Origin of the sequence: Buttiauxella sp. B2 (assembly GCF_006376615.1) — a bacterium.
Classification (GTDB): domain Bacteria; phylum Pseudomonadota; class Gammaproteobacteria; order Enterobacterales; family Enterobacteriaceae; genus Buttiauxella.
In genome coordinates, this window is the sequence record NZ_VEXQ01000014.1 from 67,408 (window position 1) to 91,730 (window position 24,323).

26 protein-coding genes are annotated in these 24,323 nt (G+C 47.0%); 18 read left to right on the plus strand and 8 right to left on the minus strand.

Going from position 1 to position 24,323, the window contains the following annotated elements; all coding sequences use genetic code 11:
* Positions 1-4 precede the first annotated feature (4 nt).
* Together FH968_RS15785 and FH968_RS15790 are read left to right on the plus strand one after the other, a co-directional pair.
* Entirely contained in the window at positions 5-925 is a 921-nt protein-coding gene (locus FH968_RS15785; RefSeq protein WP_139881206.1) for a glycosyltransferase family 2 protein, read from the plus strand.
* Positions 913-2,127 (plus strand): O-antigen ligase, encoded by a 1,215-nt coding sequence (locus FH968_RS15790; RefSeq protein ID WP_139881208.1) that lies wholly within the window; start codon positions 913-915, stop codon positions 2,125-2,127. The genes FH968_RS15785 and FH968_RS15790 overlap by 13 nt, the downstream gene beginning before the upstream one ends.
* Before the next feature lie 15 nt (positions 2,128-2,142).
* Here FH968_RS15790 and FH968_RS15795 read toward each other — a convergent pair whose 3' ends face one another.
* Positions 2,143-3,105, minus strand: a complete 963-nt coding sequence (locus FH968_RS15795; RefSeq protein WP_139881210.1) for a polysaccharide deacetylase family protein — start codon at positions 3,103-3,105, stop codon at positions 2,143-2,145.
* Positions 3,106-3,262: 157 nt separating this feature from the next.
* Between FH968_RS15795 and rfaQ the strand changes: the two genes are divergently transcribed.
* The 7 genes from rfaQ to coaD all read left to right on the plus strand — a co-directional run bounded on the left by rfaQ (position 3,263) and on the right by coaD (position 10,298).
* A complete protein-coding gene (gene rfaQ, locus FH968_RS15800; protein WP_370451516.1) occupies positions 3,263-4,336 on the plus strand; it encodes a putative lipopolysaccharide heptosyltransferase III in 1,074 nt (357 codons plus the stop codon).
* Positions 4,336-5,463, plus strand: a complete 1,128-nt coding sequence (locus FH968_RS15805) for a glycosyltransferase family 4 protein (RefSeq protein WP_139881292.1) — start codon at positions 4,336-4,338, stop codon at positions 5,461-5,463. The genes rfaQ and FH968_RS15805 overlap by 1 nt, the downstream gene beginning before the upstream one ends.
* 3 nt (positions 5,464-5,466) lie before the next feature.
* Positions 5,467-6,567: a glycosyltransferase gene (locus FH968_RS15810; RefSeq protein ID WP_139881214.1), complete on the plus strand. Its 1,101-nt coding sequence runs from the start codon at positions 5,467-5,469 to the stop codon at positions 6,565-6,567.
* Positions 6,568-6,587: 20 nt separating this feature from the next.
* Positions 6,588-7,589, plus strand: coding sequence for a glycosyltransferase (locus FH968_RS15815; RefSeq protein ID WP_139881216.1), 1,002 nt, complete (start codon positions 6,588-6,590; stop codon positions 7,587-7,589).
* Positions 7,590-7,756: 167 nt separating this feature from the next.
* Positions 7,757-9,031 carry a lipid IV(A) 3-deoxy-D-manno-octulosonic acid transferase gene (gene waaA, locus FH968_RS15820; protein ID WP_139881218.1) on the plus strand — a complete coding sequence of 425 codons (1,275 nt, stop codon included), beginning with the start codon at positions 7,757-7,759 and terminating at the stop codon, positions 9,029-9,031.
* A complete protein-coding gene (locus FH968_RS15825; RefSeq protein ID WP_139881221.1) occupies positions 9,031-9,807 on the plus strand; it encodes a glycosyltransferase family 2 protein in 777 nt (258 codons plus the stop codon). The genes waaA and FH968_RS15825 overlap by 1 nt, the downstream gene beginning before the upstream one ends.
* Positions 9,804-10,298, plus strand: coding sequence for a pantetheine-phosphate adenylyltransferase (gene coaD, locus FH968_RS15830; protein WP_139881223.1), 495 nt, complete (start codon positions 9,804-9,806; stop codon positions 10,296-10,298). The genes FH968_RS15825 and coaD overlap by 4 nt, the downstream gene beginning before the upstream one ends.
* Positions 10,299-10,302: 4 nt before the next feature.
* Here coaD and mutM read toward each other — a convergent pair whose 3' ends face one another.
* The 4 genes from mutM to radC form a co-directional block, all read right to left on the minus strand.
* Positions 10,303-11,112 carry a bifunctional DNA-formamidopyrimidine glycosylase/DNA-(apurinic or apyrimidinic site) lyase gene (gene mutM, locus FH968_RS15835; protein ID WP_139881225.1) on the minus strand — a complete coding sequence of 270 codons (810 nt, stop codon included), beginning with the start codon at positions 11,110-11,112 and terminating at the stop codon, positions 10,303-10,305.
* A gap of 71 nt (positions 11,113-11,183) precedes the next feature.
* Complete coding sequence (rpmG, locus tag FH968_RS15840) at positions 11,184-11,351, minus strand: 50S ribosomal protein L33 (RefSeq protein ID WP_002208990.1); 168 nt, start codon at positions 11,349-11,351, stop codon at positions 11,184-11,186.
* Between the two features lie 13 nt (positions 11,352-11,364).
* Positions 11,365-11,601 (minus strand): 50S ribosomal protein L28, encoded by a 237-nt coding sequence (gene rpmB, locus FH968_RS15845; protein ID WP_064561498.1) that lies wholly within the window; start codon positions 11,599-11,601, stop codon positions 11,365-11,367.
* Between the two features lie 216 nt (positions 11,602-11,817).
* Positions 11,818-12,483: a DNA repair protein RadC gene (radC, locus tag FH968_RS15850; RefSeq protein ID WP_139881294.1), complete on the minus strand. Its 666-nt coding sequence runs from the start codon at positions 12,481-12,483 to the stop codon at positions 11,818-11,820.
* A 176-nt stretch (positions 12,484-12,659) separates the two neighbouring features.
* On the opposite strand from radC, the gene coaBC reads away from it, so the two are divergent.
* The 3 genes from coaBC to slmA all read left to right on the plus strand — a co-directional run bounded on the left by coaBC (position 12,660) and on the right by slmA (position 15,023).
* Positions 12,660-13,871, plus strand: coding sequence for a bifunctional phosphopantothenoylcysteine decarboxylase/phosphopantothenate--cysteine ligase CoaBC (coaBC, locus tag FH968_RS15855; protein WP_139881299.1), 1,212 nt, complete (start codon positions 12,660-12,662; stop codon positions 13,869-13,871).
* The gene (gene dut, locus FH968_RS15860; protein ID WP_189389156.1) at positions 13,849-14,307 is read left to right on the plus strand and encodes a dUTP diphosphatase; all 459 of its coding nucleotides are present in this window, start codon (positions 13,849-13,851) and stop codon (positions 14,305-14,307) included. The genes coaBC and dut overlap by 23 nt, the downstream gene beginning before the upstream one ends.
* A gap of 119 nt (positions 14,308-14,426) precedes the next feature.
* Positions 14,427-15,023, plus strand: a complete 597-nt coding sequence (gene slmA / locus FH968_RS15865) for a nucleoid occlusion factor SlmA (protein ID WP_139881227.1) — start codon at positions 14,427-14,429, stop codon at positions 15,021-15,023.
* Positions 15,024-15,053: 30 nt separating this feature from the next.
* Here the strand turns inward: slmA and pyrE are convergent, their stop codons facing one another.
* Both pyrE and rph read right to left on the minus strand, forming a co-directional pair.
* Positions 15,054-15,695, minus strand: coding sequence for an orotate phosphoribosyltransferase (pyrE, locus tag FH968_RS15870; RefSeq protein WP_139881230.1), 642 nt, complete (start codon positions 15,693-15,695; stop codon positions 15,054-15,056).
* A 191-nt stretch (positions 15,696-15,886) separates the two neighbouring features.
* Positions 15,887-16,603, minus strand: a complete 717-nt coding sequence (gene rph / locus FH968_RS15875) for a ribonuclease PH (RefSeq protein ID WP_139881232.1) — start codon at positions 16,601-16,603, stop codon at positions 15,887-15,889.
* Between the two features lie 124 nt (positions 16,604-16,727).
* Here rph and FH968_RS15880 point away from each other — a divergent pair, with 124 nt between their 5' ends.
* Both FH968_RS15880 and FH968_RS15885 read left to right on the plus strand, forming a co-directional pair.
* Positions 16,728-17,591: a YicC/YloC family endoribonuclease gene (locus FH968_RS15880; protein ID WP_139881234.1), complete on the plus strand. Its 864-nt coding sequence runs from the start codon at positions 16,728-16,730 to the stop codon at positions 17,589-17,591.
* Between the two features lie 392 nt (positions 17,592-17,983).
* Positions 17,984-18,601 carry a trimeric intracellular cation channel family protein gene (locus tag FH968_RS15885; RefSeq protein ID WP_120064359.1) on the plus strand — a complete coding sequence of 206 codons (618 nt, stop codon included), beginning with the start codon at positions 17,984-17,986 and terminating at the stop codon, positions 18,599-18,601.
* Here the strand turns inward: FH968_RS15885 and ligB are convergent.
* Positions 18,595-20,286 carry an NAD-dependent DNA ligase LigB gene (ligB, locus tag FH968_RS15890; RefSeq protein ID WP_139881236.1) on the minus strand — a complete coding sequence of 564 codons (1,692 nt, stop codon included), beginning with the start codon at positions 20,284-20,286 and terminating at the stop codon, positions 18,595-18,597. The genes FH968_RS15885 and ligB overlap by 7 nt on opposite strands.
* Before the next feature lie 256 nt (positions 20,287-20,542).
* Here ligB and gmk point away from each other — a divergent pair, with 256 nt between their 5' ends.
* The 4 genes from gmk to trmH are packed head-to-tail and all read left to right on the plus strand — an operon-like array spanning position 20,543 to position 24,320.
* Positions 20,543-21,166, plus strand: coding sequence for a guanylate kinase (gene gmk, locus FH968_RS15895; RefSeq protein WP_139881238.1), 624 nt, complete (start codon positions 20,543-20,545; stop codon positions 21,164-21,166).
* 54 nt (positions 21,167-21,220) lie between these two features.
* Entirely contained in the window at positions 21,221-21,496 is a 276-nt protein-coding gene (gene rpoZ, locus FH968_RS15900; protein WP_034499980.1) for a DNA-directed RNA polymerase subunit omega, read from the plus strand.
* 18 nt (positions 21,497-21,514) lie between these two features.
* Positions 21,515-23,626, plus strand: coding sequence for a bifunctional GTP diphosphokinase/guanosine-3',5'-bis pyrophosphate 3'-pyrophosphohydrolase (gene spoT / locus FH968_RS15905; protein WP_139881240.1), 2,112 nt, complete (start codon positions 21,515-21,517; stop codon positions 23,624-23,626).
* A 4-nt stretch (positions 23,627-23,630) separates the two neighbouring features.
* On the plus strand, positions 23,631-24,320 hold the full coding sequence (trmH, locus tag FH968_RS15910; RefSeq protein ID WP_139881242.1) for a tRNA (guanosine(18)-2'-O)-methyltransferase TrmH: 690 nt from the start codon (positions 23,631-23,633) through the stop codon (positions 24,318-24,320).
* Positions 24,321-24,323: the final 3 nt, after the last annotated feature.

A 24,323-nucleotide genomic window follows, 5' to 3' on the forward strand; every position in this document is an offset into this window, starting at 1 on the left:
GTATATGGCCAATAATCCTCTCCTAAGCATAATTATTGCCGCACATAATTGTGAAAAAACTATTGATGCTACGTTTCAGAGTCTGCTGTGTGCGTTAGGTTCTGAGATAGTACAATCTGAAATTATTATCATTAATGATGGTTCAGAAGATTCAACAGCAGAGAAAATTGCTCGTTACTCAAATGAATGCTCACAAGTTGTAATCTCTACTGTAAATTATAAGAATGTTGGACAGGTTCGCCAGCATGGTATTTCCTTATCACATGGGAAGTACATTACAATGCTGGATAGTGACGACATACTCAAAGCGGGAAGCTTACCTTCTATTTTTACTTTTTTGCGTGATGTCGATCCGGATATACTACTAACTCGGCTCCATGAAATTCGTGATCTCAGTAAAATTGATCATACCTGGTCAGGACTGCATCCTGATAAAATATCCCAAGATGAAGCCATCACTCGTTTCCTAATCCATAAAGATCTCCAAGCCCATCTGATAGGTCAATTTATTAAACGTGATATTTATCTTAACAATGAAATCCCTTCTATGACTTGTTATGAGGATTTCTATGTGTTTCCAAGGATGTTGATGGCTGCGATTAATATATACTTTCAGTTTGACAGCCATTATTACTATATAAAGCGACCGGGTAGTTTATCTACCGCATTAGATCGAGATAAAATAACTAACCTTCTCACTTGCACTGTTAAAATGGAAAATGATTTACCAGTAAAATTTCATCATCTCATACTGTGTCATTGGTTAGATATTTATCTTAAATACTACGACTTACTAACGGAAAGTGAGCATCAACGTCTCGTTAAAAATCATGTATTGATGACTCACTCATTTGGGTTTTTTCTAAATAAACTCGTTCGATTTAGTTATAAGAGAAAAGCTTTGAGTACATTATGGAAAAATTAAAATCTCACTTATACATTACAGCTTTTATTTTTGCAGCACTTTCTATTTCATTTGCATTATTGAGTAATGGCAGGCAGAGAGATTTCTTCTATATCTCTATCTATTTGAGTATTGTTGGTCTTATCCTTGAACACAAAGTCATTAATTTTAAAAAGTTCAATATCGCATATCCGATAATACTACTCGGGGTTATAAAACTGATATGGTTTTTATGGCTTGGACATGATGAGAATGGATATAATATCTATAGCGATCAGCTAGGTGCAGGTAAGAAGCTGGTGTTAGGTGGCGTTCTGGTTTTGTATTTAACACACTGTAGTCACTATATTAGAGCTATAAAATATAAAAATGTGATGCTTGCTATAATAGGTGCTGCTTTCATTTCTGCATCTTGTTACGCTTTCTGGCAATCCTTTCATGGTATGGGACGCGCTGAGATGGCTATTAATCGCGCGACAATCTCTGCGTATGTTTACTCAACGTTGAGCATAATTTTTATTTACTTACTTTATGTTCAGAAAAAACCCTCGAGTTATATTATTGCAGCACTTGCCATTATTCTGTCATTTGTAGTAACCATCTTAACAGGAACTCGTGCAGCGATCATACTCCATTTATTGATCATCATTATTATGACAACTTTCTATTTCAAAAAAATTCACCTGAAATCGATATTAGTTGTCTTATTTATTTCAGCCATCGCTATTTTCTCTTTATATAAAAATTATATTCATCCTAAAATTGAACAAACCTATAATGAAGTGACACTCTACCAGGAAGGACAAGATAATACATCTCTGGGGTCTCGTTTCTCTATGTGGACAGTAGGTGTCAAGAATTTTGTTAATGCTCCATTAGGACAGTCTCTGCAGTCAAGATTTAATTACTCAGATGCATATACATTGCAGCATCCTCAATATAGATCGACAATGGGTTTTATCAACGTTCATCTACATGATGAGATGATTGACACATTATCACTACAAGGGATATTCGGTGGGTTAGCGTTGCTATGGTTCTATCTGAGTATATCCTGGGTAGCTTTACGCGAACGTAATACACCATTGTTGTTTACAATGAACTGCTTAATTGCATATGGCATGAGTGACGTACTACTTTTAAGCTCAGAAGCTATTTTATTTTATATCGCCCTCATTGGAGTGTGCGGGATAAAGCTTCCCGCAACACAAAAGGAAGCGTAGTAAGAAACAGCCGGATTATTTTCCGGCTTTTTTAAACATATAATACTCAGCCAACGTCATTCCCTTGGTTCGCTTTGCGAGCCAGGAGAATAATGCATCCAGATCCTGGTATAACTGTTCAATATCTGCTTCATCTTTAAATGTCGGACTGCCGCCCGGCATAAATTCTGACGAGTGAAGCATAAATTCTACATAGTCATTTCCCTGAGCTAATGTTTTATCCGCAACAGCTATCATTTGCGCAGCATTGCCGCCCGAGGGGCGCAGCCAATTAACTGAAGGGCTGCGATATTTCCCACGCAGCCGATCGTAACCTTGTTTGAAGGTATTCATCAGCGTACTGTGCTTATACTGAATACTCATAGGAACTTCGAGTAGTGAAGAATTTCCTGGCTGATTAATACTATCCAGATCCATGAAATAAGCTTGTGTGGGGAAATATTGATAATCTGTGCCACCATTTCCTGCGGGTGAACCTTTTGCATTTCGCCAGTTGACTCGTGGTGTCACAGAGCAATCCACTTTATAACCCAGCTCCACCAGCAATTTTGCGTAGCGGCTATCAAATGCCCAACGCCCTGCTCGGTGGCTAACCATTTTTTTTCCGAAGGTTTCTTCCAACAATGTGGTCATATAAACCACTTTCTCACGCAGGATCTCATCAGGATATTCAATGAGATAAGGCTGCCAGCGCCAGTCATCACCAGTTAAATCATAATCAGGTGGGCTATTCCAGGCATGCAAGTGCATACCCACCTCACCCTGACCACGGGCAATCACATCTTTTGCAAACGCAATGAAATCAGGGTCGATAGCCATTTCATAATTTGTCAGCCAAACCGGTTTAAAACCATATTTCTCGCATAGCGACTGAAAACGAGGCAAGAAACGAGCATTCTCAGTTTTGATCTGCCGGTGGTTTTGCCACAGATTATCGCCTTCGGTATCAATGGTGATGATAAATGCAGGAGTGGTCATTTCCGTCTCTGAGCTATCGATGTTTACGTCATGTTACGCAGCCTGCCAGATAAGGGCAAACCGCTTACGTTCAAATCTCTGACTCCTGAGCACAAATGTAGCAACCATACTCAAGGTCTATTAGAATCAGCCTTTGGTTAATCACCTAAAGATGATAATGAATAACGCTTTGAATTCTCTCGCAGTCGAGCCGCCAGCTCGTATTTTACTGATAAAGTTGCGCCACCATGGTGACATGTTGCTCACAACGCCGGTTGTTAACGCACTACATCAGGCATGGCCACAGGCAGATATTGATGTTCTGCTATATGAAGAAACGCGAGATATGCTAGCGGCTCACCCATTCATTCATCGTATTTATGGGATTGATCGTAAATGGCGCAAACTTGGCACTCGCCAGCATTTGTGCAGAGAATGGCAGCTACTCAAGATGCTGCGAGAACAAAAATACTCTTTGGTTATCAACCTTGCCGATCAGTGGCGTAGCGCCATTGTGACTCGTTTTACCGGTGCGCCTACGCGTATCGGTTTCGATTTCAATAAGCGAAGGGGATGGTTCTGGCAGAACTGCCATACTCAACTTGCTTCCGTTTTTGGGCATCAGACACTGCATACCGTTGAACAAAATTTATCCATTCTTGCTCCCCTTGGCATTCCTGGCAGCAATACCGTCACGATGAGTTATCAACCTGACGATTGGCAGGTTGTGCAAACCAAACTGCAAAGCAAAGGTATTGAAGGTTCATATATTGTGGTACAGCCCACATCCCGCTGGTTCTTCAAATGCTGGGATGAAAGCAAAATGGCGCAAACTATCACAGCACTACAAAATGATGGACATACTCTGGTTTTGACCTCCGGGCCCGACAAGAATGAAAAGTCGATGATTGAGGACATCCGCGCATTATGCCCACCAGAGCGTATTTATTCTCTGGCCGGTGAGCTAACACTGCGTCAATTAGCAGCGCTTATCGATAATGCTCGCCTGTTTATTGGCGTCGATTCCGTGCCAATGCATATGGCTGCCGCTTTAAAAACGCCCTGCGTCGCTTTATTTGGTCCTTCAAAACTGACTTTCTGGAGCCCGTGGGAAGTCGTTGGCGAAGTTATCTGGGCGGGAGATTACGGTGAACTTCCCGATCCCGACAAAATTGATACCAATACAAAAGAACGCTATCTCGATGCCATTCCGGTCGATATCGTTGTAACCGCCGCAAGGAAACAATTGTGATGAAACGCTGCCGTCTGGCCATTGTCCGCCAAAAATATCGCCCGGATGGAGGCGCTGAGCGTTTCGTTTCGCGCGCACTTGAAGCATTAAGTGCACATGATATGGAACTCAACGTTATCACCCGGCAATGGCAGGGTGAGCGCCAGGATAATTGGCACATCCATATTTGTGACCCGATGAAGTTAGGTCGAATTAGCCGTGAAAAAGGCTTTGCAGACGCTGCCAGAAAACTTTGGCAACACGAGAAATTCGATATTGTTCAAAGCCATGAACGCATAGCTGGCTGTGATATTTATCGGGCAGGTGATGGTGTTCACCATCGTTGGTTAATGCAGCGAGCCAGAATTTTACCCGGCTGGCGTGGGAAATGGTTATTCCTGGACAGATACCATCGCTATGTCATGCAGGCTGAACGTGCCATGTACCGGGCTCCGGAGTTAAAAGCCGTTATCTGCAATGCCGAAATGGTGAAGCAAGAAATTATCGAAGATTTTTCCATACCTGCTAACAAGATACATGTCATCTATAATGCCATTGACTCTTCCCGCTTCGTTCCGGCAAACGAAGAATTACGGGCGAAGCTGCGCAATGAAATGGATATCCCACAAAATGCAGTGGCATTGGTGTTTGTAGGCTCAGGGTTTGAACGCAAAGGTCTTGCCAGTGCCATAAAGGCTATAGCGAACAGTGATCGTTATCTTATTGTCGTTGGGCAAGATAAAGCCGATAAACAGTATCAGGCGCTGGCCCAGTCTCTGGGGTGCCAGAACCGTATTCGGTTTATGGGAATGCAAAAAAATACTCTGCCTTTCTATCAAGCTGTTGATGGACTATTACTGCCAACGCTATATGATCCATTCCCTAATGTGATACTTGAAGCAATGGCATGCGGTTTACCGGTTATTACCTCACCCACTTGTGGTGGGGCTGAATTTATAATAACCGGACAAAATGGATATGTTTGCGATGCTCTTAATATCTCACAATTGTCCGAAGCGGTAATGGCCATACCATCGCGCTTTGTTGACGAGAAAATGGGAATTTACGCACGCGAACGTGTCAGGGATGCGACACCGGAAAAACTTTCACAGCAACTGATTTCGCTGTATCAAAACATACTGGATTAGACAATGCGTATCCTAATGATTATTGATGGTTTACCTGGCGGCGGTGCTGAAAAAACCGTACTAACCTTATCGAAAGGTTTGGTGGGTATGGGTCATCAGGTTTCCGTTTTTTCTCTGCGCCGTGTCTGTGACTATGAGATCCCTGAAGGGGTTGATTATCAGGTGATTCTTGATACCTGCAAAAAACCGTGGCGCAAGCTGACAGAACTCTCCCGTCGTGCTGCCCTGCTCGATAGTGCAGTAGAGGAAGCGCAGAAAAAAGGCAATTTTGACCTCGTCTTTTCGCACCTGCATAAAACCGATCGCATTGTTGCACACACAAAATATATTCCGCGCGAAAAGCTCTGGTATTGCGTACATGGCATGTTCTCTTTCTCTTACCTTCAGCATCGCCATGGCTTCTCTCGTTGGCTAAAACGTAAGAAAATTAAGAACGTTTACCAGAATAGTAATGTGGTCGCCGTTTCTCAGGCTGTACTGAATGATATTAGTTCGGGCTTTGGCATTACGTTGTCCAAAGGTACGGTTATACATAACCCGTTCGATATCGACGGAATCCATCTGCGAGCAAAAGAACCGTGTGAAATGGCGGGTCAGGACTATCTGATCCACGTGGGTCGTTTCCATGAGCATAAACGGCATGACCGGCTAATCAGCGCCTATGCACTTAGTGGGATTCAAGCACCATTGGTCTTGATGGGTAACGGCAGTGATGCACGTATTGTCGAGTTAAAATCAATAGCCTCGGCTGAAGGTATTGCTGACCGAGTGATTATGAAAGCATTCGTTCCTAACCCTTATCCGTGGATTGCCAATGCACGTATGCTACTGTTGAGCTCGGATTGCGAAGGTTTTGGCAATGTGCTGGTTGAAGCGCTGATTTGTCAAACTCCAGCGGTCAGTACCAATTGCCCGGGTGGGCCTGCGGAGATCCTTACTGGGGAACTTGCTCGGGGTCTTTCAGGCATGAGTGCTCAGGAACTTGCCAATACCATGCTGGATATTTATAACAATCCACCGATTATTGATACCACGACAATTGAGTCATATAGCATTGGTGCCATCTGCCAGCAGTACTTGTCGCTGGCAACAGAAGAAAGATAACGAAATTTTCAGGTAATTTTATGCAACAGTCCCTGCGTCCAGTTCTAAGCGTTGTCGTTGCTGTTTATAACGGCGAACAATTTTTGGAAAAATTCTTCGCCTGTCTGGAAGCTCAGAACATAGACAACATGGAAGTCATTATGGTGAACGATGGTTCAACCGATGGCTCTATGGCGATTATTGAGTCCTGGAGCAGTAAGTTTCCTGGCATGAAAATTATCGAGCAGGAAAACCAAGGTGTTTCTATTGCTCGAAATACTGGGCTTGCGGTCGCGACGGGCCAATATCTTTCATTCCCGGATATCGATGATGACTTTAAACCCGGCATGTACCGTCATCTGCTTGATTTGGCGCTGAAAAGCAATCTAGATGTCGTTACCTGTAATGGTAACTATGTTTATGAAAACAATAAGAAACCTTCGCGCCCAATTTTTCCGCAGGACAAACTACAGTCCACCGGCGTTCTGACAGGCCCAGAGTGGCTTAAACGTGCACTAGATTCACGTAAGTTTCTGCATGTTACGTGGCTGAACCTTTATCGCCATGATTTTATTCGCGCACATGGTTTTACATTTGAACCAGGTTTACGCCATCAGGATATTCCGTGGACAACTGAAGTTTTATTAGCAGCGGAGCGCGTTCAATATACTGATGAAAAATTTTACGATTACTACATCCATTCAGCCTCGGTTTCGCATAAACCCGATACCGATGACACGCTGATCCGTTCTGCACGCCACTATATGAAAATACTGGAAATGCTGGATGCCATTAACCAGCGTTACCCGGATGCTGTGAAAAGCATCCCAGCCTGTAACTGGCAAATTGCGAAAGAAGGGCTTGGGATACTGCATACTTTCAATAATATGAAAGACCCGCATAAGAAGAAGATGATCATCCAGGAGTTTTTTGATCGCGGGATCTGGCGTCTGATTTGGAAAAATGCCCGTGGGTTCCGGCTACGCTGGCGCCTGGGTCGTCGATACCTGAAACTAAAAAAAGCAACGCAAATACCTGGCTGAATATAATTTCCTTTGCGGGTAGTCCTTGCTGCCCGCCATTCCTGCAATACAAACACTAACTAACCTGAATCCTAAGCAATGCCTTCGTGAAGTCACCAAAACAATAGCTTTACGCTTCCCGAATGCTTAGAATTTGCCCGCCGATAATGAAAATACGGAAAATTCGCTTGGAATCGTTGTATACCACCTTGTTCTATCTTATCCAGCCCTTTGTGTGGCTGCGACTATTACTCCGTAGCCGTAAAGCTCCTGCGTATCGTAAACGCTGGGCTGAACGTTACGGCTATTGCCGTGGAAAAGTGGAGCCCGATGGTATTCTTCTGCATTCAGTTTCCGTAGGGGAGACACTGGCGGCGATTCCGCTGGTTCGCGCCTTGCGCCACCGTTACCCGACAATTCCAATTACTGTTACAACCATGACGCCAACAGGCTCAGAACGTGCTCAATCGGCGTTTGGGCAAAACGTCCATCATGTTTATTTGCCCTACGATCTCCCTTGCGCCATGAAGCGTTTTTTCAATACCGTGCGCCCAAAACTGGTTATCGTAATGGAAACAGAATTGTGGCCCAACATGATCAACGAATTACATAAGCGTAAGATTCCGCTGGTCATCGCCAATGCTCGTCTTTCTGCCCGCTCGGCAAAAGGGTATAAAAAACTCGGTAATTTCACCCGCCGTCTGATGAGTAAAATCACGCTAATTGCGGCCCAGAATGAAGAAGATGGTGGTCGTTTCATTGAGCTTGGTCTGAAACGTTCGCAATTAACGGTCACCGGTAGCCTGAAGTTTGATATATCCGTTACTCCAGAACTGGCCGCACGTGCTATTACGCTACGCCGCCAGTGGGCACCGCATCGTAAAGTCTGGATTGCCACCAGCACCCATGATGGCGAAGAAAGTATTATTCTTGATGCTCACCGCCAGTTATTAGCGAAGTTTCCTGATTTACTGTTAATCCTTGTGCCACGTCACCCAGAGCGTTTTAAAGACGCGCGGGATATGGCGCAAAAATCCGGTTTCAGTTACATCATGCGCAGCAGTGGAGAAAAACCATCCAGCAGCACGCAAGTCGTGATTGGTGACACCATGGGCGAACTGATGATGTTGTACGGTATTGCCGATCTCGCGTTTGTAGGTGGCAGCCTTGTTGAACGCGGTGGTCATAACCCGCTTGAGCCTTCCGCTCACGCTATTCCTGTGCTGATGGGTCCGCATACTTTCAACTTCAAAGATATTTGCGCCAGATTACAACGGGCTGATGGTCTGATTACCGTCACCGATGCTGCTTCACTGGTTAACGAAATCACCACCCTGCTGACGGATGAAGATTATCGTCTTTATTATGGCCGTCACGCCGTGGAAGTGCTTCACCAGAACCAAGGCGCTCTGCAACGCTTGCTACAATTACTGCAACCGTACCTGCCACAACGGAGCCATTAATGCCCAACCGTTTATCCGTCGTGATGATCGCTAAAAATGCGGCAGATGTATTGCCAGAATGTCTGGCTTCAGTCGCATGGGCAGATGAAGTAGTCTTATTGGATTCGGGTAGTACTGATTCTACCGTTGAGATAGCTCTCCAGGCTGGCGCGAAAGTTTTCATTAATGAAGAGTGGCAGGGCTTTGGCAAACAGCGCCAGATCGCGCAGAGCTACGCCAGCCACGATTATATTCTGATGATCGATACAGACGAGCGTGTCACGCCTGAGTTAGCCAGCACGCTTAAATCTGTATTGGAAAACCCTCAGCCGGATACCGTTTACAGTATTGCGCGTCGCAACTTATTCCTTGGGCGCTTTATGCGTCATAGCGGATGGTATCCGGATCGCGTGACTCGCCTCTATGCCCGTACACGCTATAGCTATAATGACAATCAGGTTCATGAATCACTCAAAGCTCCGGGGGCAAAAGTTATCCCACTCAAAGGGGATTTGCTCCATCTGACCTGCCGCGACTTCGCCAGTTTCCAGCGTAAACAGCTAAATTACGCAACAGCCTGGGCGCAAGAACGTCATCAACGCGGCAAGCGAGTCTCCATTGCCGGTATTTTTGGCCACACATTGGGTGCATTTTGTAAAACGTTGCTGTTACGTGCAGGTTTCCTCGATGGGAAACAGGGTTGGCTTCTTGCTGTCGTCAATGCACAGTATACGTTTAATAAATACGCTGAACTCTGGGCACTGAATCAAGGCCACACGGAAAAAAAACCTCTATGACCACGCAAGCGATATACCCTGGAACGTTTGATCCGATTACCAACGGCCATCTGGATATCGTGACTCGCGCAGCAATGATGTTCGATACCCTGATTCTGGCGATTGCGAACAGCCCGCACAAAAAAACCCTGTTCACGCTGGAAGAAAGAGTCCAGCTGGCGCAAGGTGTTACAGCGCATTTGCCTAACGTTCAGGTGGTTGGCTTTGGCGATCTGATGGCGAACTTCGCGAAAACTCAACAGGCTAACGTTCTGGTCAGAGGGCTACGTACTGCGGCAGATTTTGAATATGAGATGCAACTGGCTCATATGAACCGTCACTTAATGCCAGAGCTTGAAAGTGTGTTTCTGATGCCGTCGAAAGAGTGGTCTTTTGTCTCTTCATCGCTGGTAAAAGAAGTGGCACGCCATCATGGCGATGTTGCATATTTCCTGCCTGATTCGGTATGCAAAGCATTACTGGAAAGGCTCAAGCAGGATGCGGCGGACTAAAGATTTAATGCTGGCAATGGCGGCAATAAAACGTGCTGCGTTGCCCATGCTTGCTGATAATAATTGGCGCACCACAGGCCCGACACGGTTCTCCTGCTCGCCCATAAACTTGTAACTCCTGAGCGAAATACCCAGGTTTGCCATCGGATTGTAAAAAATCCTTTAGCGTCGTCCCACCTTGTTCAATAGAACGTAGCAAAACCGCTTTAATCGTTTTAACCAGTAATTCGCATTCAATTTGAGTAAGTGACTGAGCCGTGCGATCCGGATGGATTCCCGCAGCAAACAGCGATTCACTGGCATAAATGTTACCCACACCAACGACCAGTTTGTTATCCATTAGCCAGGGCTTAATCGCTATTTTCTTTTTTGAGGATTTTTCACGCAGGTAATCCGCTGAAAAATCGCCGCTCAAAGGTTCTGGTCCGAGATGGGCCAGCACATTACTGCCTTCTAATTCTTTTGCCCACAACCAGGCACCAAAACGACGCGGGTCGGTATAACGCAGCACCTTGCCGTTACTCATGACCAAATCGACATGGTCATGCTTTTCTGCTGGGTATTCTTCAGGAAGGATGCGCAAACTACCGGACATTCCAAGATGGATAATAATCCAACCATCGGGAAGTTCGAGCAGCAGATACTTAGCGCGGCGCTGTACGCTTAAAACAGGTTTATCACTAAGAGTATGGATTTCATCTGAGACAGGCCAACGCAACCGGCCATTACGGACTATGGCGTACAGAATGGTTTCACCGACCAGATGCGGTTCAATGCCGCGGCGGCTAGTTTCAACTTCAGGTAACTCAGGCATCTGTCCTCCAAAATGAAAGCTCTAAAACAAAAAAACCCCGCCGAAGCGAGGTTTCATCAAAGTCACTAAAATTATTTAATTTTAGCTTCTTTGTACAGTACGTGTTGACGGACAACTGGATCGAACTTTTTCAGTTCCAGTTTTTCCGGCTTAGTACGCTTGTTCTTCGTGGTGGTATAGAAGTGACCAGTACCAGCAGAAGAAACCAGCTTGATCTTCTCGCGAACACCTTTAGCCATGACTTAATTCCTCTTAGTACTTCTCGCCACGGGTACGCATATCGGCCAAGACCGTTTCGATACCCTTCTTATCAATTACACGCATACCTTTAGCAGATACACGCAGTGTGACAAAACGCTTTTCGCTCTCAACCCAAAAACGGTGAGAGTGCAGGTTCGGCAGGAAACGGCGTTTAGTCGCGTTCATTGCGTGGGAACGGTTATTACCCGCCACCGGACGCTTGCCAGTAACTTGGCAGACTCGGGACATGTCTATTCTCCAAAAATCAAATTAGCTCGAGCTTCGTATAGGGTTATGGCGCCTCGTCAGGCCGCAAGCCTGGTCCCTGGCGGTTCAATGTGAACCACAGTGCCAGGCGCATAATGCCAAAACCCGAGATTCTCAAAGGTGGCGTAGTATACGCTGCCTGACGCATGTGCTCAAGTCCCGAACAGACAAAGATCCCTAAGGATCGCGCAATTCGGTCTAAATCCACCCACGTTCGGCAAAAGAAACGTACTCTCCACGGCCAATAACAAGATGATCAAGCACTCGAATTTCCATAAACAGGCAAGCTTTTACGATACGTTCGGTAATAACACGATCAGCTTTGCTCGGTTCTGCTCGACCAGAAGGGTGATTATGCGCGAGTATTAGCGCCGCTGCATTGGATTTCATCGCTTCACGCACAATTTCTCTTGGATGGACCTCAACATGGGTCAGCGTTCCAGAAAACATTGGGCTGTGTTTAATAACCCGATGCTGGTTATCCAGAAAAATTACCATGAAGACCTCGCGTTCTTCTGTTGTCAGCTGGCTTTGAATAAATTCCCTGACTGAATCAGGCCCCTTTAAGATTAATTCTTCAACACCACGGGAATAGTAATAACGCTTTGCCAACTCAGCAATGGCATTCAACTGCGTGTATTTAGCATCACCAATGCCCTTCACATCTTTAAATTGCGAATAATCAGCTGACAAGAGATTACTCAGTGAGCCAAACTGCGACAACAAACTTTGTGCGAACACTAATACGTTCATATTTCTGCAACCCGTACGCAAAAAAAGCGCCAGCAATTCCACATCAGATAATGAATTAGCACCAAATCTCAGCAGTTTTTCGCGTGGCATGCTCGCCTTTTCTTGCTCTATAGCCTCATTCATCAGAACCTCCTTGCCCTTCTCTGCCACCATTGTGCACAACTCAACATGCACACACGATATGCAGATCTGCACCATGCGGGATGCCTCGCAAACTGCAAAAAGTCGATACCGAATGAGTGTGGTAAAATATTCAGATGACTGTGACTTCTGGTGGAAAAATCATGATGGGGTTTTCTGGCAAAAAAATTGTTCTGGGTGTGAGTGGCGGAATCGCTGCCTATAAAACACCGGAGCTGGTACGCCGCCTGCGCGAACGTGGTGCGGAGGTTCGGGTAGTAATGACAGAGGCTGCCAAAGCCTTTATTACACCATTGAGTTTACAAGCCGTGTCAGGTTATCCGGTGTCAGACAGCTTGTTAGACCCCGCAGCAGAAGCGGCAATGGGTCATATCGAATTAGGCAAATGGGCCGATTTAGTTATTCTTGCACCCGCTACAGCGGATTTAATTGCCCGCATTACCGCTGGTATGGCAAATGACCTTGTAAGCACAATTTGTCTTGCCACACCTGCACCCGTTGCCGTTGTCCCTGCCATGAATCAGCAGATGTATCGAGCAGTGGTAACTCAGCATAATCTTGAGGTTCTTTCCTCACGCGGTTTGTTGATATGGGGGCCGGATAGTGGCAGCCAGGCCTGTGGCGATGTTGGCCCTGGCCGTATGCTTGACCCACTAAGCATTGTGGAAATGGCCGCACAACATTTTACGGTCATCAAAGATCTGAAACATCTGAATGTCATGATTACAGCCGGCCCTACCCGCGAACGTTTAGACCCAGTGAGATATATTACCAACGATAGCTCAGGGAAAATGGGTTATGCGATCGCAGCAGCAGCCGCTTCACGCGGGGCGAATGTGACGTTAGTTTCAGGCCCAGTGTCTTTGCCAACTCCGCCGTGGGTAAAACGTATTGATGTGACCACCGCTCTGGAAATGGAGGCAGCAGTTCAACAACATGTCCACGAGCAACAAATTTTTATTGGTTGTGCCGCAGTTGCAGACTATCGTGCAGCCGCAGTAGCCGATGAAAAGATTAAAAAGCAAGGCGATGAAATTACAATAAAAATGATAAAAAACCCGGATATTGTCGCCGGCGTCGCAGCACTTTTAATTAATCGACCTTATGTTGTTGGGTTTGCCGCCGAAACAAATAATGTGGAAGAATACGCCCGGCAAAAACGTATGAGTAAAAACCTCGATCTGATTTGTGCGAACGATGTCTCACAAGCAGGTCAGGGATTTAATAGCGAAAACAATGCACTGCACCTTTTCTGGCAGGAAGGGGATAAAGTCTTACCTCTTGAGCGTAAGGAACTCCTTGGCCATCTTTTACTGAACGAGATAGTTACCCGTTATGATGAAAAAAATCGACGTTAAGATTGTGGACCCACGCGTTGGCCAACAATTCCCATTGCCGACTTATGCAACTTCCGGCTCTGCGGGTCTTGACCTACGTGCCTGTCTGGATGACGCCGTAGAACTTGCTCCTGGTGTAACCAAGCTGATTCCAACCGGGCTGGCTATCCACATAGCCGATCCTGCTTTGGCGGCAGTTATTCTGCCTCGTTCAGGCCTTGGTCATAAGCATGGCGTTGTGCTCGGTAACCTTGTTGGCTTGATAGACTCAGATTATCAGGGTCAGTTGATGGTTTCGGTCTGGAACCGCGGACAAGATAACTTCACTATTGAGCCAGGCGAGCGCATTGCTCAAATGGTGTTTGTGCCAGTCGTTCAGGCTGAATTCAATCTGGTTGAAGATTTCGATTCTAGCGACCGGGGCGAAGGTGGTTTCGGCCATTCGGGCCGCCAGTAACTTCGTTTATAAACGTAACCCCACAGCGTAAAAAATTTGAAAAACCGCAAACTTTAAGTTTGCGAGCGCTGTGTGGCTACTTGCCTGACAAGTGCGTTATTTCAGGGGTATTTTAGAACATGGCAGAAAAACAAACTGCGAAACGGAATCGTCGCGAAGAAATACTTCAGTCTCTGGCCCAAATGCTTGAATCCAGCGATGGAAGCCAGCGAATTACTACCGCCAAGCTCGCGGCGACTGTTGGTGTATCTGAAGCTGCTCTGTATCGGCATTTTCCCAGCAAAACGAAAATGTTCGATAGTCTTATCGAATTTATTGAAGACACCCTGATTACCCGTATCAACCTTATCCTGAAAGATGAGAAAGATACCCACGCCCGTCTGCGCTTAATTGTTTTACTTATCCTGGGTTTCGGTGAAAAAAATCCTGGACTGACCCGTATTCTCACTGGGCATGCGCTGATGTTTGAACAAGACCGCCTACAGAGTCGCATCAATCAGCTTTTTGAACGTATTGAGGTGCAGTTGCGTCAGGTCATGCGCGAAAAGAAGATGCGTGAAGGTGAAGGTTACAGCACGGATGAATCGCTACTGGCAAGCCTTCTTCTGACCTTCTGCGAGGGGACCTTGTCGCGTTTTGTCCGTAGCGAGTTCCGCTATATGCCTACCGATGATTTTGATACCCGCTGGCCGCTGATTGCCACGCAGCTTCGTTAATTAAAAAGGGCCTTTGAAAGGCCCTTTTTCTTACACCCCGTACTGAGTACGGTATTCCCGCACGGCGGCTAAATGCCCGGCCATTTCAGGTTTTTCTTCCAGATAATCAATCAAATCTTTAAGCGTGATGATTGAAATCACCTTGCACTGATAATCACGTTCCACTTCCTGAATCGCAGAAATCTCACCACGGCCACGTTCCTGACGGTCCAGCGAAATCAACACACCTGCCAGAGATGCATTGTTCGCCGCGATGATTTCCATTGATTCACGAATTGCTGTGCCAGCGGTGATGACATCGTCCACCAGCATCACACGCCCCTGGAGTGCACTGCCTACCAGGCTTCCGCCTTCGCCATGATCTTTTGCTTCTTTACGGTTAAAGCAATATGGCAGATCACGCTCATGATGTTCTGCCAGCGCAACCGCTGTGGTCGTAGCGATTGGAATTCCTTTGTAAGCCGGCCCAAACAGCAAATCAAACTCAATACCGGAATCCATTAACGCTGCGGCATAAAAACGGCCCAACAGTGCCAGATCACGCCCGGTATTAAACAACCCAGCATTGAAGAAATAAGGGCTGGTACGCCCAGACTTCAGCGTGAACTCACCAAACTTGAGTACCTGCTTGTTAAGCGCAAACTCAATAAACTGGCGTTGATACGGTTTCATGGATTTGCTCCTTTGCATTTCATGTAGATATTTACCCAAAATAATTCGGGTTGCATTGTGGCCGCATGAGAACGAACCCCGATGAGCTTACATAAGTAAGTGATTCGGGTGAGCGAACGCAGCCAACAAAAAAGATGCAGCCTGAAGTATGAAGGGTATAAAAAAGGCGACTACTGGAGTCGCCTTAAAAATCAATTTTCTAACGCCGCCTTCTGCGACGTTACGATGGATTCTATTCCCCCTCGCGCCAACGCCAGCAGCGCCAGCAGCTCTTCATGGGTGAACGGCTCGCCTTCAGCGGTTCCCTGAATCTCAATCATGCGACCATCTTCCATCATCACGACGTTCATGTCGGTTTCAGCAGAAGAGTCTTCAACATATTCTAGATCGCAGATAGCCGCACCATTAACGATACCCACTGAAACTGCTGCAACCATCCCTTTCATAGGATTGGTTTTCAATTTACCCGCAGCCACCAGCTTGTTCAACGCATCAGCCAAAGCAACACAAGCACCGGTAATGGACGCTGTACGTGTGCCGCCGTCTGCTTGCAACACATCACAATCCAGCGTGATGGTGTATTCGCCGAGGACTTTCAAATCCACAGCCGCACGCAGGGAACGAGCAATCAGGCGCTGAATTTCAAGAGTACGGCCGCCCTGCTTACCTTTTGCCGCTTCACGAGCATTACGGCTATGGGTCGCACGTGGCAACATGCCATATTCAGCAGTGATCCAACCTTGCCCCTGGCCTTTCAGAAAGCGTGGTACACCCTCTTCAACGGTGGCGGTGCAAAGTACTTTAGTATCGCCGAACTCTACCAGCACAGAGCCTTCTGCGTGTTTGGTGTAATTACGAGTCAGGGTGACTGGGCGCACTTGTTCGGCGCTACGACCTGATGGACGCATGGGGTTATCTCCGGCTAAAACGAATGTGGCTGCGCATTATACGGGCTTCGTTCGCTTATTCCTATCCTGCCAGGGCAGGCATGGCTATAATCCCCACATCTATAACAGAATACGGTTACGAAATATGATCCGCAGTATGACCGCCTATGCCCGACGTGAAGTAAAAGGCGAATGGGGCAGCGCCTCCTGGGAGTTACGTTCAGTAAACCAACGTTATCTCGAAACTTACATCCGCATGCCGGAACAGTTCCGTAGCCTCGAACCTGTCGCTCGCGAGCGTATCCGCACCCGTTTAACCCGCGGAAAAATAGAATGCAACCTGCGTTTCGAGCCTGATGCCCGCTCCCAGAGTTCTTTGCTGCTTAATGAAAAACTGGCGAAGCAGCTTGTTGAAGCTGCTAACTGGGTAAAAATGCAAAGCGATGAAGGTGAAATAAACCCAGTTGATATTTTACGCTGGCCGGGTGTTATGTCCGCACAGGAACAAGATCTTGATGCCATCACCGCCGAAATTCTTGCGGCCCTTGATGGCGCGCTAGATGACTTCATCGTTGCCCGTGAAACTGAAGGCCAGGCACTAAAATTACTGATTGAGCAGCGCCTTGAAGGCGTGAGTGGCGAAGTCGTTAAAGTGCGTGCACATATGCCTGAAGTCCTGAAATGGCAACGTGAGCGCCTGGTTGCCAAACTGGAAGATGCTCAAGTTCAGCTTGAAAATAACCGCCTTGAGCAAGAACTTGTGTTAATGGCACAGCGAGTTGACGTTGCCGAAGAGCTAGATCGTCTGGAGGCGCACGTCAAAGAGACATACAACATTCTTAAGAAAAAAGAAGCTGTTGGACGTCGCCTCGATTTTATGATGCAAGAATTCAACCGCGAATCGAATACCCTGGCCTCGAAATCTATCAATTCAGAAGTCACCAATTCGGCTATTGAGTTGAAAGTGCTGATTGAACAGATGCGCGAACAGATTCAGAACATCGAGTAACCACCTGCCATTTTTCTCTGGCCCGCTTTATGCGGGCCTTTTTATATCCTTATCACTGATAACTCATGAGCTGATCAGCAGTAATCAGTCCTATTTTCTCAAGTCGAATAACAACACAGACACGCCTCCATAACTCGTCGGTATCCGGGTTGGCACCATTTGCCAGTAGTCTCAATATCATTGGAGTATTTATCACTGTGAATCCATTTCACTTTACATAAATAAACTAATTCATTCATAAAATACACTTCACATATAAAACCGAATTCATAGGTGTAAAAGACAACTTATACATTAAAATAACTAATCCAAATTGATTCACTTTAGAAAAAATCAATCGTGACAATGCTCACAAAACGTTACCCTCTTCATGTTTCCATTGGGGGTTATCCATGTTGTTACATGTTCTTTATTTAATCGGTATAACTGCCGAAGCCATGACCGGCGCATTAGCTGCTGGCCGCCGCCGCATGGATACTTTCGGTGTGATTATTATTGCCACAGCTACAGCCCTTGGCGGCGGGTCTGTTCGCGATATCCTGCTCGGGCACTACCCACTAGGTTGGGTGAAACATCCCGAATACGTCGTAATTGTGGCTATAGCAGCCGTTCTTACTACGGTATTTGCCCCCGTAATGCCCCATTTGCGTCGTCTTTTCCTGGTCCTGGATGCCTTAGGTTTGGTCGTGTTTTCTATTATTGGTGCACAAATAGCACTGGATATGGGCGAAGGCCCAATCATTGCCATTATCGCAGCCGTCGTTACTGGTGTGTTTGGCGGCGTCCTGCGCGATATGTTTTGTAAACGCATCCCTTTGGTTTTTCAGAAGGAATTGTATGCCGGTATAGCCTTTGCCTCCGCCGTGCTTTATATCGTTTTGCAGCACTATGTTTCGAACCAGGATGTCGTCATCATTTCCACCCTCATCTTTGGGTTCACCACGCGTTTACTGGCACTACGCCTGCGGTTAGGGCTGCCCGTATTTCATTACAAGCACGCGGATCACTGATTGGTAAATCCCCGAATTCTTTGCTGTGCCAGAAAAGCTGCTAGCGCAGCAATTTGGGGATGATTCACAAACTCGACTAACTTTTTTGCCCTTCCTGAACCAATACCCGGTAATTTTTGCCAACTGAGCTCATCGCGCGCCACTAAATGCGACCACTGCGAATCTGGTAATGCAGCGAGTACCGCTGCGGGAAGTGGAAACCCAAAAGCCATTAACCAGTGCCTGAATGGCTGCTGCCTGGCTTGCGTAAATTGCTGCCAAAGATGCTCGGCTCTGGCCACTGATATACCGCTAATCTGAGATAACTCTTCTTCAGTAATCTTTATCCATGAAAAGATGTGTTCAAGGTGAAGATGTTGTTGAAGTTGCTGCCAGGAGCGTACGCTCACACCATCGATATTCAATACAGCTAGTGAGCTTATCCAGGCAAGTCGTGCAGTAAACTGTTCACGACACCAGGGCTCAAAGTAAAGGCAACTGAACGGTGTAATCATTTTTTCCATCGGCGGTTGCGGCTTGCTCCTCTGACTAATTCGCCATACCACCTCATCAACTCGTGGAATACCATGCCCCGCAAGACTCACCATCACCTGATCGCCAGGAGCAATGTCGAGAGACTGCCAGCGTTTGACTGAGCCAATATTCACTCGTTTAACTTGCTTATCATCAATCTGTAAGGGTTTCAGATTAAGGACAACCGTGACTTTCCCCGTTCGCCCAACCGTAAATTGAATCCCCTTAACTTCAGCAATTTGCTGTGCTGGAGGATATTTCCAGGCCATAACCCATGTTGCTTTACCTGGTAGCCAGTACTTTCCTGCTGGTTCTGCCGCTTCACGCACCACAACTCCATCAGTTACGAACGGCAATGGTGCCGTAAACCAGACTTCTCTTTGCGCAGCAATTTCCTCAATTGTCTTAACTGGCACAGACCAGGCTTTAGTCAGTTGGAAACCAGCCTGATCGAGCATTTTCAACTTTTGGTTCATTTGATTTGGGCCATCTGGCCACGCCCAAATAAATACCCCTAATTCATTGAGCAAGACCGGAGAGCTTTTTCGCATCATGGCACCCGCAGCCTTACCTCTGGCATTGCTGCTGCCCATGGTTTTTTGTATGTGATTTTCTTTTTTCCAGAACACTTCTCCCTGTAACACACTATCCGCAAGTGGGCCGGAAACGGTTTTGGGGATGGCGGGAATCATTTTTGCTTTTGCTGTCCAATCCTGCCCTTTCTCACCGTTTCCACGGCTAAGAAGTTTTACCAACAGCCCTTGTTGGTAAATCAATGTCACCGCCACACCATCCACTTTAGGTTGCACCCAAAGATCGGTTTTACCTCTCATCCACTGCGCAACGGTTGCTCTGTCTGGCAATTTTTTAACACCGGTATGTGCAATCGGGTGCAGCGCCTCACCTTGTGTGGAAAGTAAAGGCGGTTGGAGTTTGTCAGCAGGTCTAAAGCAACGTTGCCATTCATTGAATTGGCTACGTAGTCCATCGTATGTCGCGTCACTGACAACACTATTTCCTTGCTGGTAATAGGCTTTATCCCACTCACTGAGCTTTTCGTTTAATTTCGCCATCTCCTGCTGGGCTTGCCCAAGGGTCCAGGACGGGCACGCCGCCAACGCCACTGTGCTGAACCATCCTAATAACACGATAAGTTTTGCTATCCACCTCATAACTTCCTCCATGTTGAAACGAAGATAGGTATAACGCCAGGAAACAAGCAATACGAATGGGGAGTGAAAGGGAGGCGAGGAGCTTTCAGAAGGAGTTAATTTGTTGCAGCAACACTATGTGTTGTCTGGAAAGTACTACGCAAAACGGCAGAAATATTGCTGAAGGGCATGACAAATTCACCGTGACTTGAAGACGCTGTGTATAATAGGCCCGTATACGCACTTCTTTTTATGCTTACCGAATAAGTTAGAACTCATGGCTCAAGGCACACTTTATATCGTTTCCGCACCTAGTGGTGCCGGGAAATCCAGCCTCATCCAGGCTTTGTTAAAGACACAACCGCTGTATGACACGCAGGTTTCTATCTCCCATACCACTCGTGGTATTCGTCCGGGAGAGAAGCATGGCGAGCACTATTTCTTTGTGGAAAAAGAAGAGTTCAGGCAGATGATTGCTGAAGACGCATTCCTTGAACACGCTGAAGTGTTTGGTAATTACTACGGAACTTCGCGCCATGCTATTGAACAAGTTCTTGCAACAGGCGTGGATGTTTTTCTGGATATAGACTGGCAAGGTGCACAGCAGATTCGTGAGAAAATGCCGCAAGCCCGCAGTATTTTTATTCTACCACCGTCAAAAGACGAGTTAGACCGCCGCCTGCGCGGCCGCGGTCAAGACAGTGAAGAAGTTATTACGAAGCGAATGGAGCAGGCCGTTACAGAAATGAGCCATTACGCCGAATATGACTATTTAATCGTCAATGACGATTTTGACACCGCACTGTCAGATTTAAAAATTATCATTCGTGCCGAGCGTCTACGAATGGGTCGCCAAAAAGCGCGACATGACGCTTTAATCAGCAAACTATTGGCAGACTGAGCCCAGTTTCAGTATCATGCCCAGTCATTTCTTCATCTGTGGAGCATTTTAATTATGGCACGCGTAACTGTTCAGGACGCTGTTGAGAAAATTGGTAACCGTTTTGACCTGGTTCTGGTCGCCGCTCGTCGCGCTCGTCAGATGCAAACTGGTGGTAAAGATCCACTAGTCGCTGAAGAAAACGACAAAACGACTGTAATCGCACTGCGCGAAATCGAAGAAGGGTTGATCACCAACCAGATTCTCGATGTTCGTGATCGCCAGGAACAGCAAGAGCAGGAAGCCGCAGAACTGCAGGCTGTTACCGCTATTGCTGAAGGTCGTCGTTAATTAGCCTGCGGGTAGCCCTTGTATCTGTTTGAAAGCCTGAATCAACTGATTCAACAATACTTGCCCGAGGAGCAGATTAAGCGACTTCGGCAAGCATACCTTGTTGCGCGTGATGCTCACGAGGGACAAGCACGTTCAAGTGGTGAACCCTATATCACCCATCCCGTAGCGGTTGCCTGCATTCTGGCCGAGATGAAACTCGATTATGAAACGTTAATGGCGGCCCTACTGCATGATGTGATCGAAGACACCCCTGCCACCTACCAGGATATGGAACAGTTGTTTGGCAAAAGCGTTGCCGAACTGGTGGAAGGGGTATCTAAGCTCGACAAACTGAAATTCCGCGACAAGAAAGAAGCTCAGGCTGAAAACTTCCGCAAAATGATCATGGCGATGGTGCAAGACATCCGCGTCATTCTGATCAAACTCGCCGACCGTACGCATAATATGCGCACTCTCGGGGCGTTACGTCCTGACAAGCGTAGGCGTATTGCTCGCGAAACCCTCGAAATTTATAGCCCTCTGGCGCACCGTCTTGGTATTCATCATCTGAAAACCGAACTGGAAGAGCTGGGCTTTGAAGCGCTTTATCCGAATCGCTACCGCGTCATTAAAGAAGTGGTTAAAGCGGCTCGTGGTAACCGTAAAGAGATGATTCAAAAAATCCTCTCGGAAATCGACGGGCGCTTACAAGAAGCGGGTATTCCCTGCCGCGTCAGCGGACGAGAAAAACACCTTTACTCCATCTACTGCAAAATGACGCTCAAAGAGCAGCGTTTCCATTCGATTATGGATATCTATGCCTTTCGCGTGATTGTCCACGATATGGATACCTGTTACCGCGTTCTTGGTCAGATGCACAGCCTCTACAAGCCACGTCCTGGACGGGTGAAGGACTATATCGCCATTCCAAAAGCGAACGGATATCAGTCCCTGCATACTTCAATGATTGGCCCACACGGTGTGCCTGTTGAAGTGCAAATCCGCACCGAGGATATGGATCAGATGGCAGAGATGGGGGTTGCCGCTCACTGGGCTTATAAAGAGCAAGGTGAAAGTGGCACTACCGCGCAAATCCGTGCTCAGCGCTGGATGCAAAGCCTGCTGGAATTACAGCAAAGTGCCGGTAGCTCGTTTGAATTTATCGAAAGTGTGAAATCCGATCTGTTCCCGGACGAAATTTACGTTTTCACCCCGGAAGGGCGCATTGTCGAATTGCCGGCTGGCGCAACACCTGTCGATTTTGCATATGCGGTGCATACTGACATCGGTCACGCTTGTGTCGGTGCACGTGTCGACAGACAACCCTATCCACTATCTCAGTCGCTCAGCAGCGGCCAGACTATCGAAATTATCACTGCACCTGGTGCCCGTCCTAATGCCGCATGGCTGAATTTTGTGGTGAGCTCCAAAGCGCGAGCCAAAATCCGCCAGATGCTGAAAAACCTTAAGCGTGACGACTCGGTCAGCCTTGGCCGTCGCCTGCTTAATCATGCTTTAGGTGGCAGCCGTAAATTAGCTGAAGTCCCACCGGAAAGTATTCAACGTGAGCTTGAGCGCATGAAGCTCGCTACGCTTGACGACTTACTGGCTGAAATTGGCCTCGGCAACGCCATGAGTGTTGTGGTGGCGAAGAATCTGCAAGGTGAATCTTCAGTGATTCAGCAGTCGAATACGTCCCCACACAGCCACTTGCCTATCAAAGGCGCTGACGGTGTGCTGATTACCTTCGCTAAGTGCTGTCGTCCAATCCCTGGTGACCCAATTGTTGCCCATGTCAGTCCTGGTAAAGGGTTGGTTATCCACCATGAGTCCTGTCGTAACATTCGTGGCTACCAGAAAGAAGCCGAGAAGTTTATGGCTGTGGAATGGGATAAAGAGACAGAACAGGAATTTATCACTGAAATCAAAGTGGATATGTTCAACCATCAAGGTGCATTGGCAAATCTGACTGCGGCAATCAATACTGCGGGCTCCAATATTCACAGTCTGAATACCGAAGAAAAAGATGGTCGCGTCTATAGCGCGTTCATCCGTCTTTCCGCCCGTGACCGTGTTCATCTGGCCAATATTATGCGGAAAATCCGCGTGATGCCGGATGTCATTAAAGTTACCCGCAACCGAAATTAGTGTTATGAATCCTCAACGTTATGCGCGTATTTGCGAGATGCTCGCCAGGCGTCAGCCAGATCTGACCGTCTGCATGGAGCAAGTCCATAAGCCTCATAACGTCTCGGCGATAATTCGCACGGCAGATGCGGTGGGCGTACATGAAGTCCATGCGGTCTGGCCCGGTAATCGCATGCGTACCATGGCCTCTTCTGCTGCAGGAAGTAACTCCTGGGTTGAAGTTAAAACGCACCGTAATATTGGTGATGCCGTTAGCCACCTGAAAAACAGCGGGATGCAAATCCTCGCCACTAACCTTTCTGATAAAGCCGTCGATTTCCGTGAAATTGATTACACGCGCCCGACCTGTATTTTGATGGGCCAGGAAAAAACCGGTATTACTCAGGAAGCATTAGCGCTGGCAGACCAGGACATCATTATTCCGATGATCGGGATGGTGCAATCGCTGAATGTTTCCGTGGCCTCCGCACTCATTCTCTACGAAGCGCAGCGCCAACGTCAGAATGCCGGAATGTATCAACGCGAAAACAGCACACTGCCTGAATCTGAACAACAGCGCTTACTGTTTGAAGGTGGCTATCCGGTGCTGGCACGAGTTTCCCGTCGTAAAGCGTTGCCCTACCCGCATGTGAATCAGCAAGGTGAGATAGAAGCTGATGCCGCATGGTGGGCCACAATGCAATCTGCGGAGTAGTCA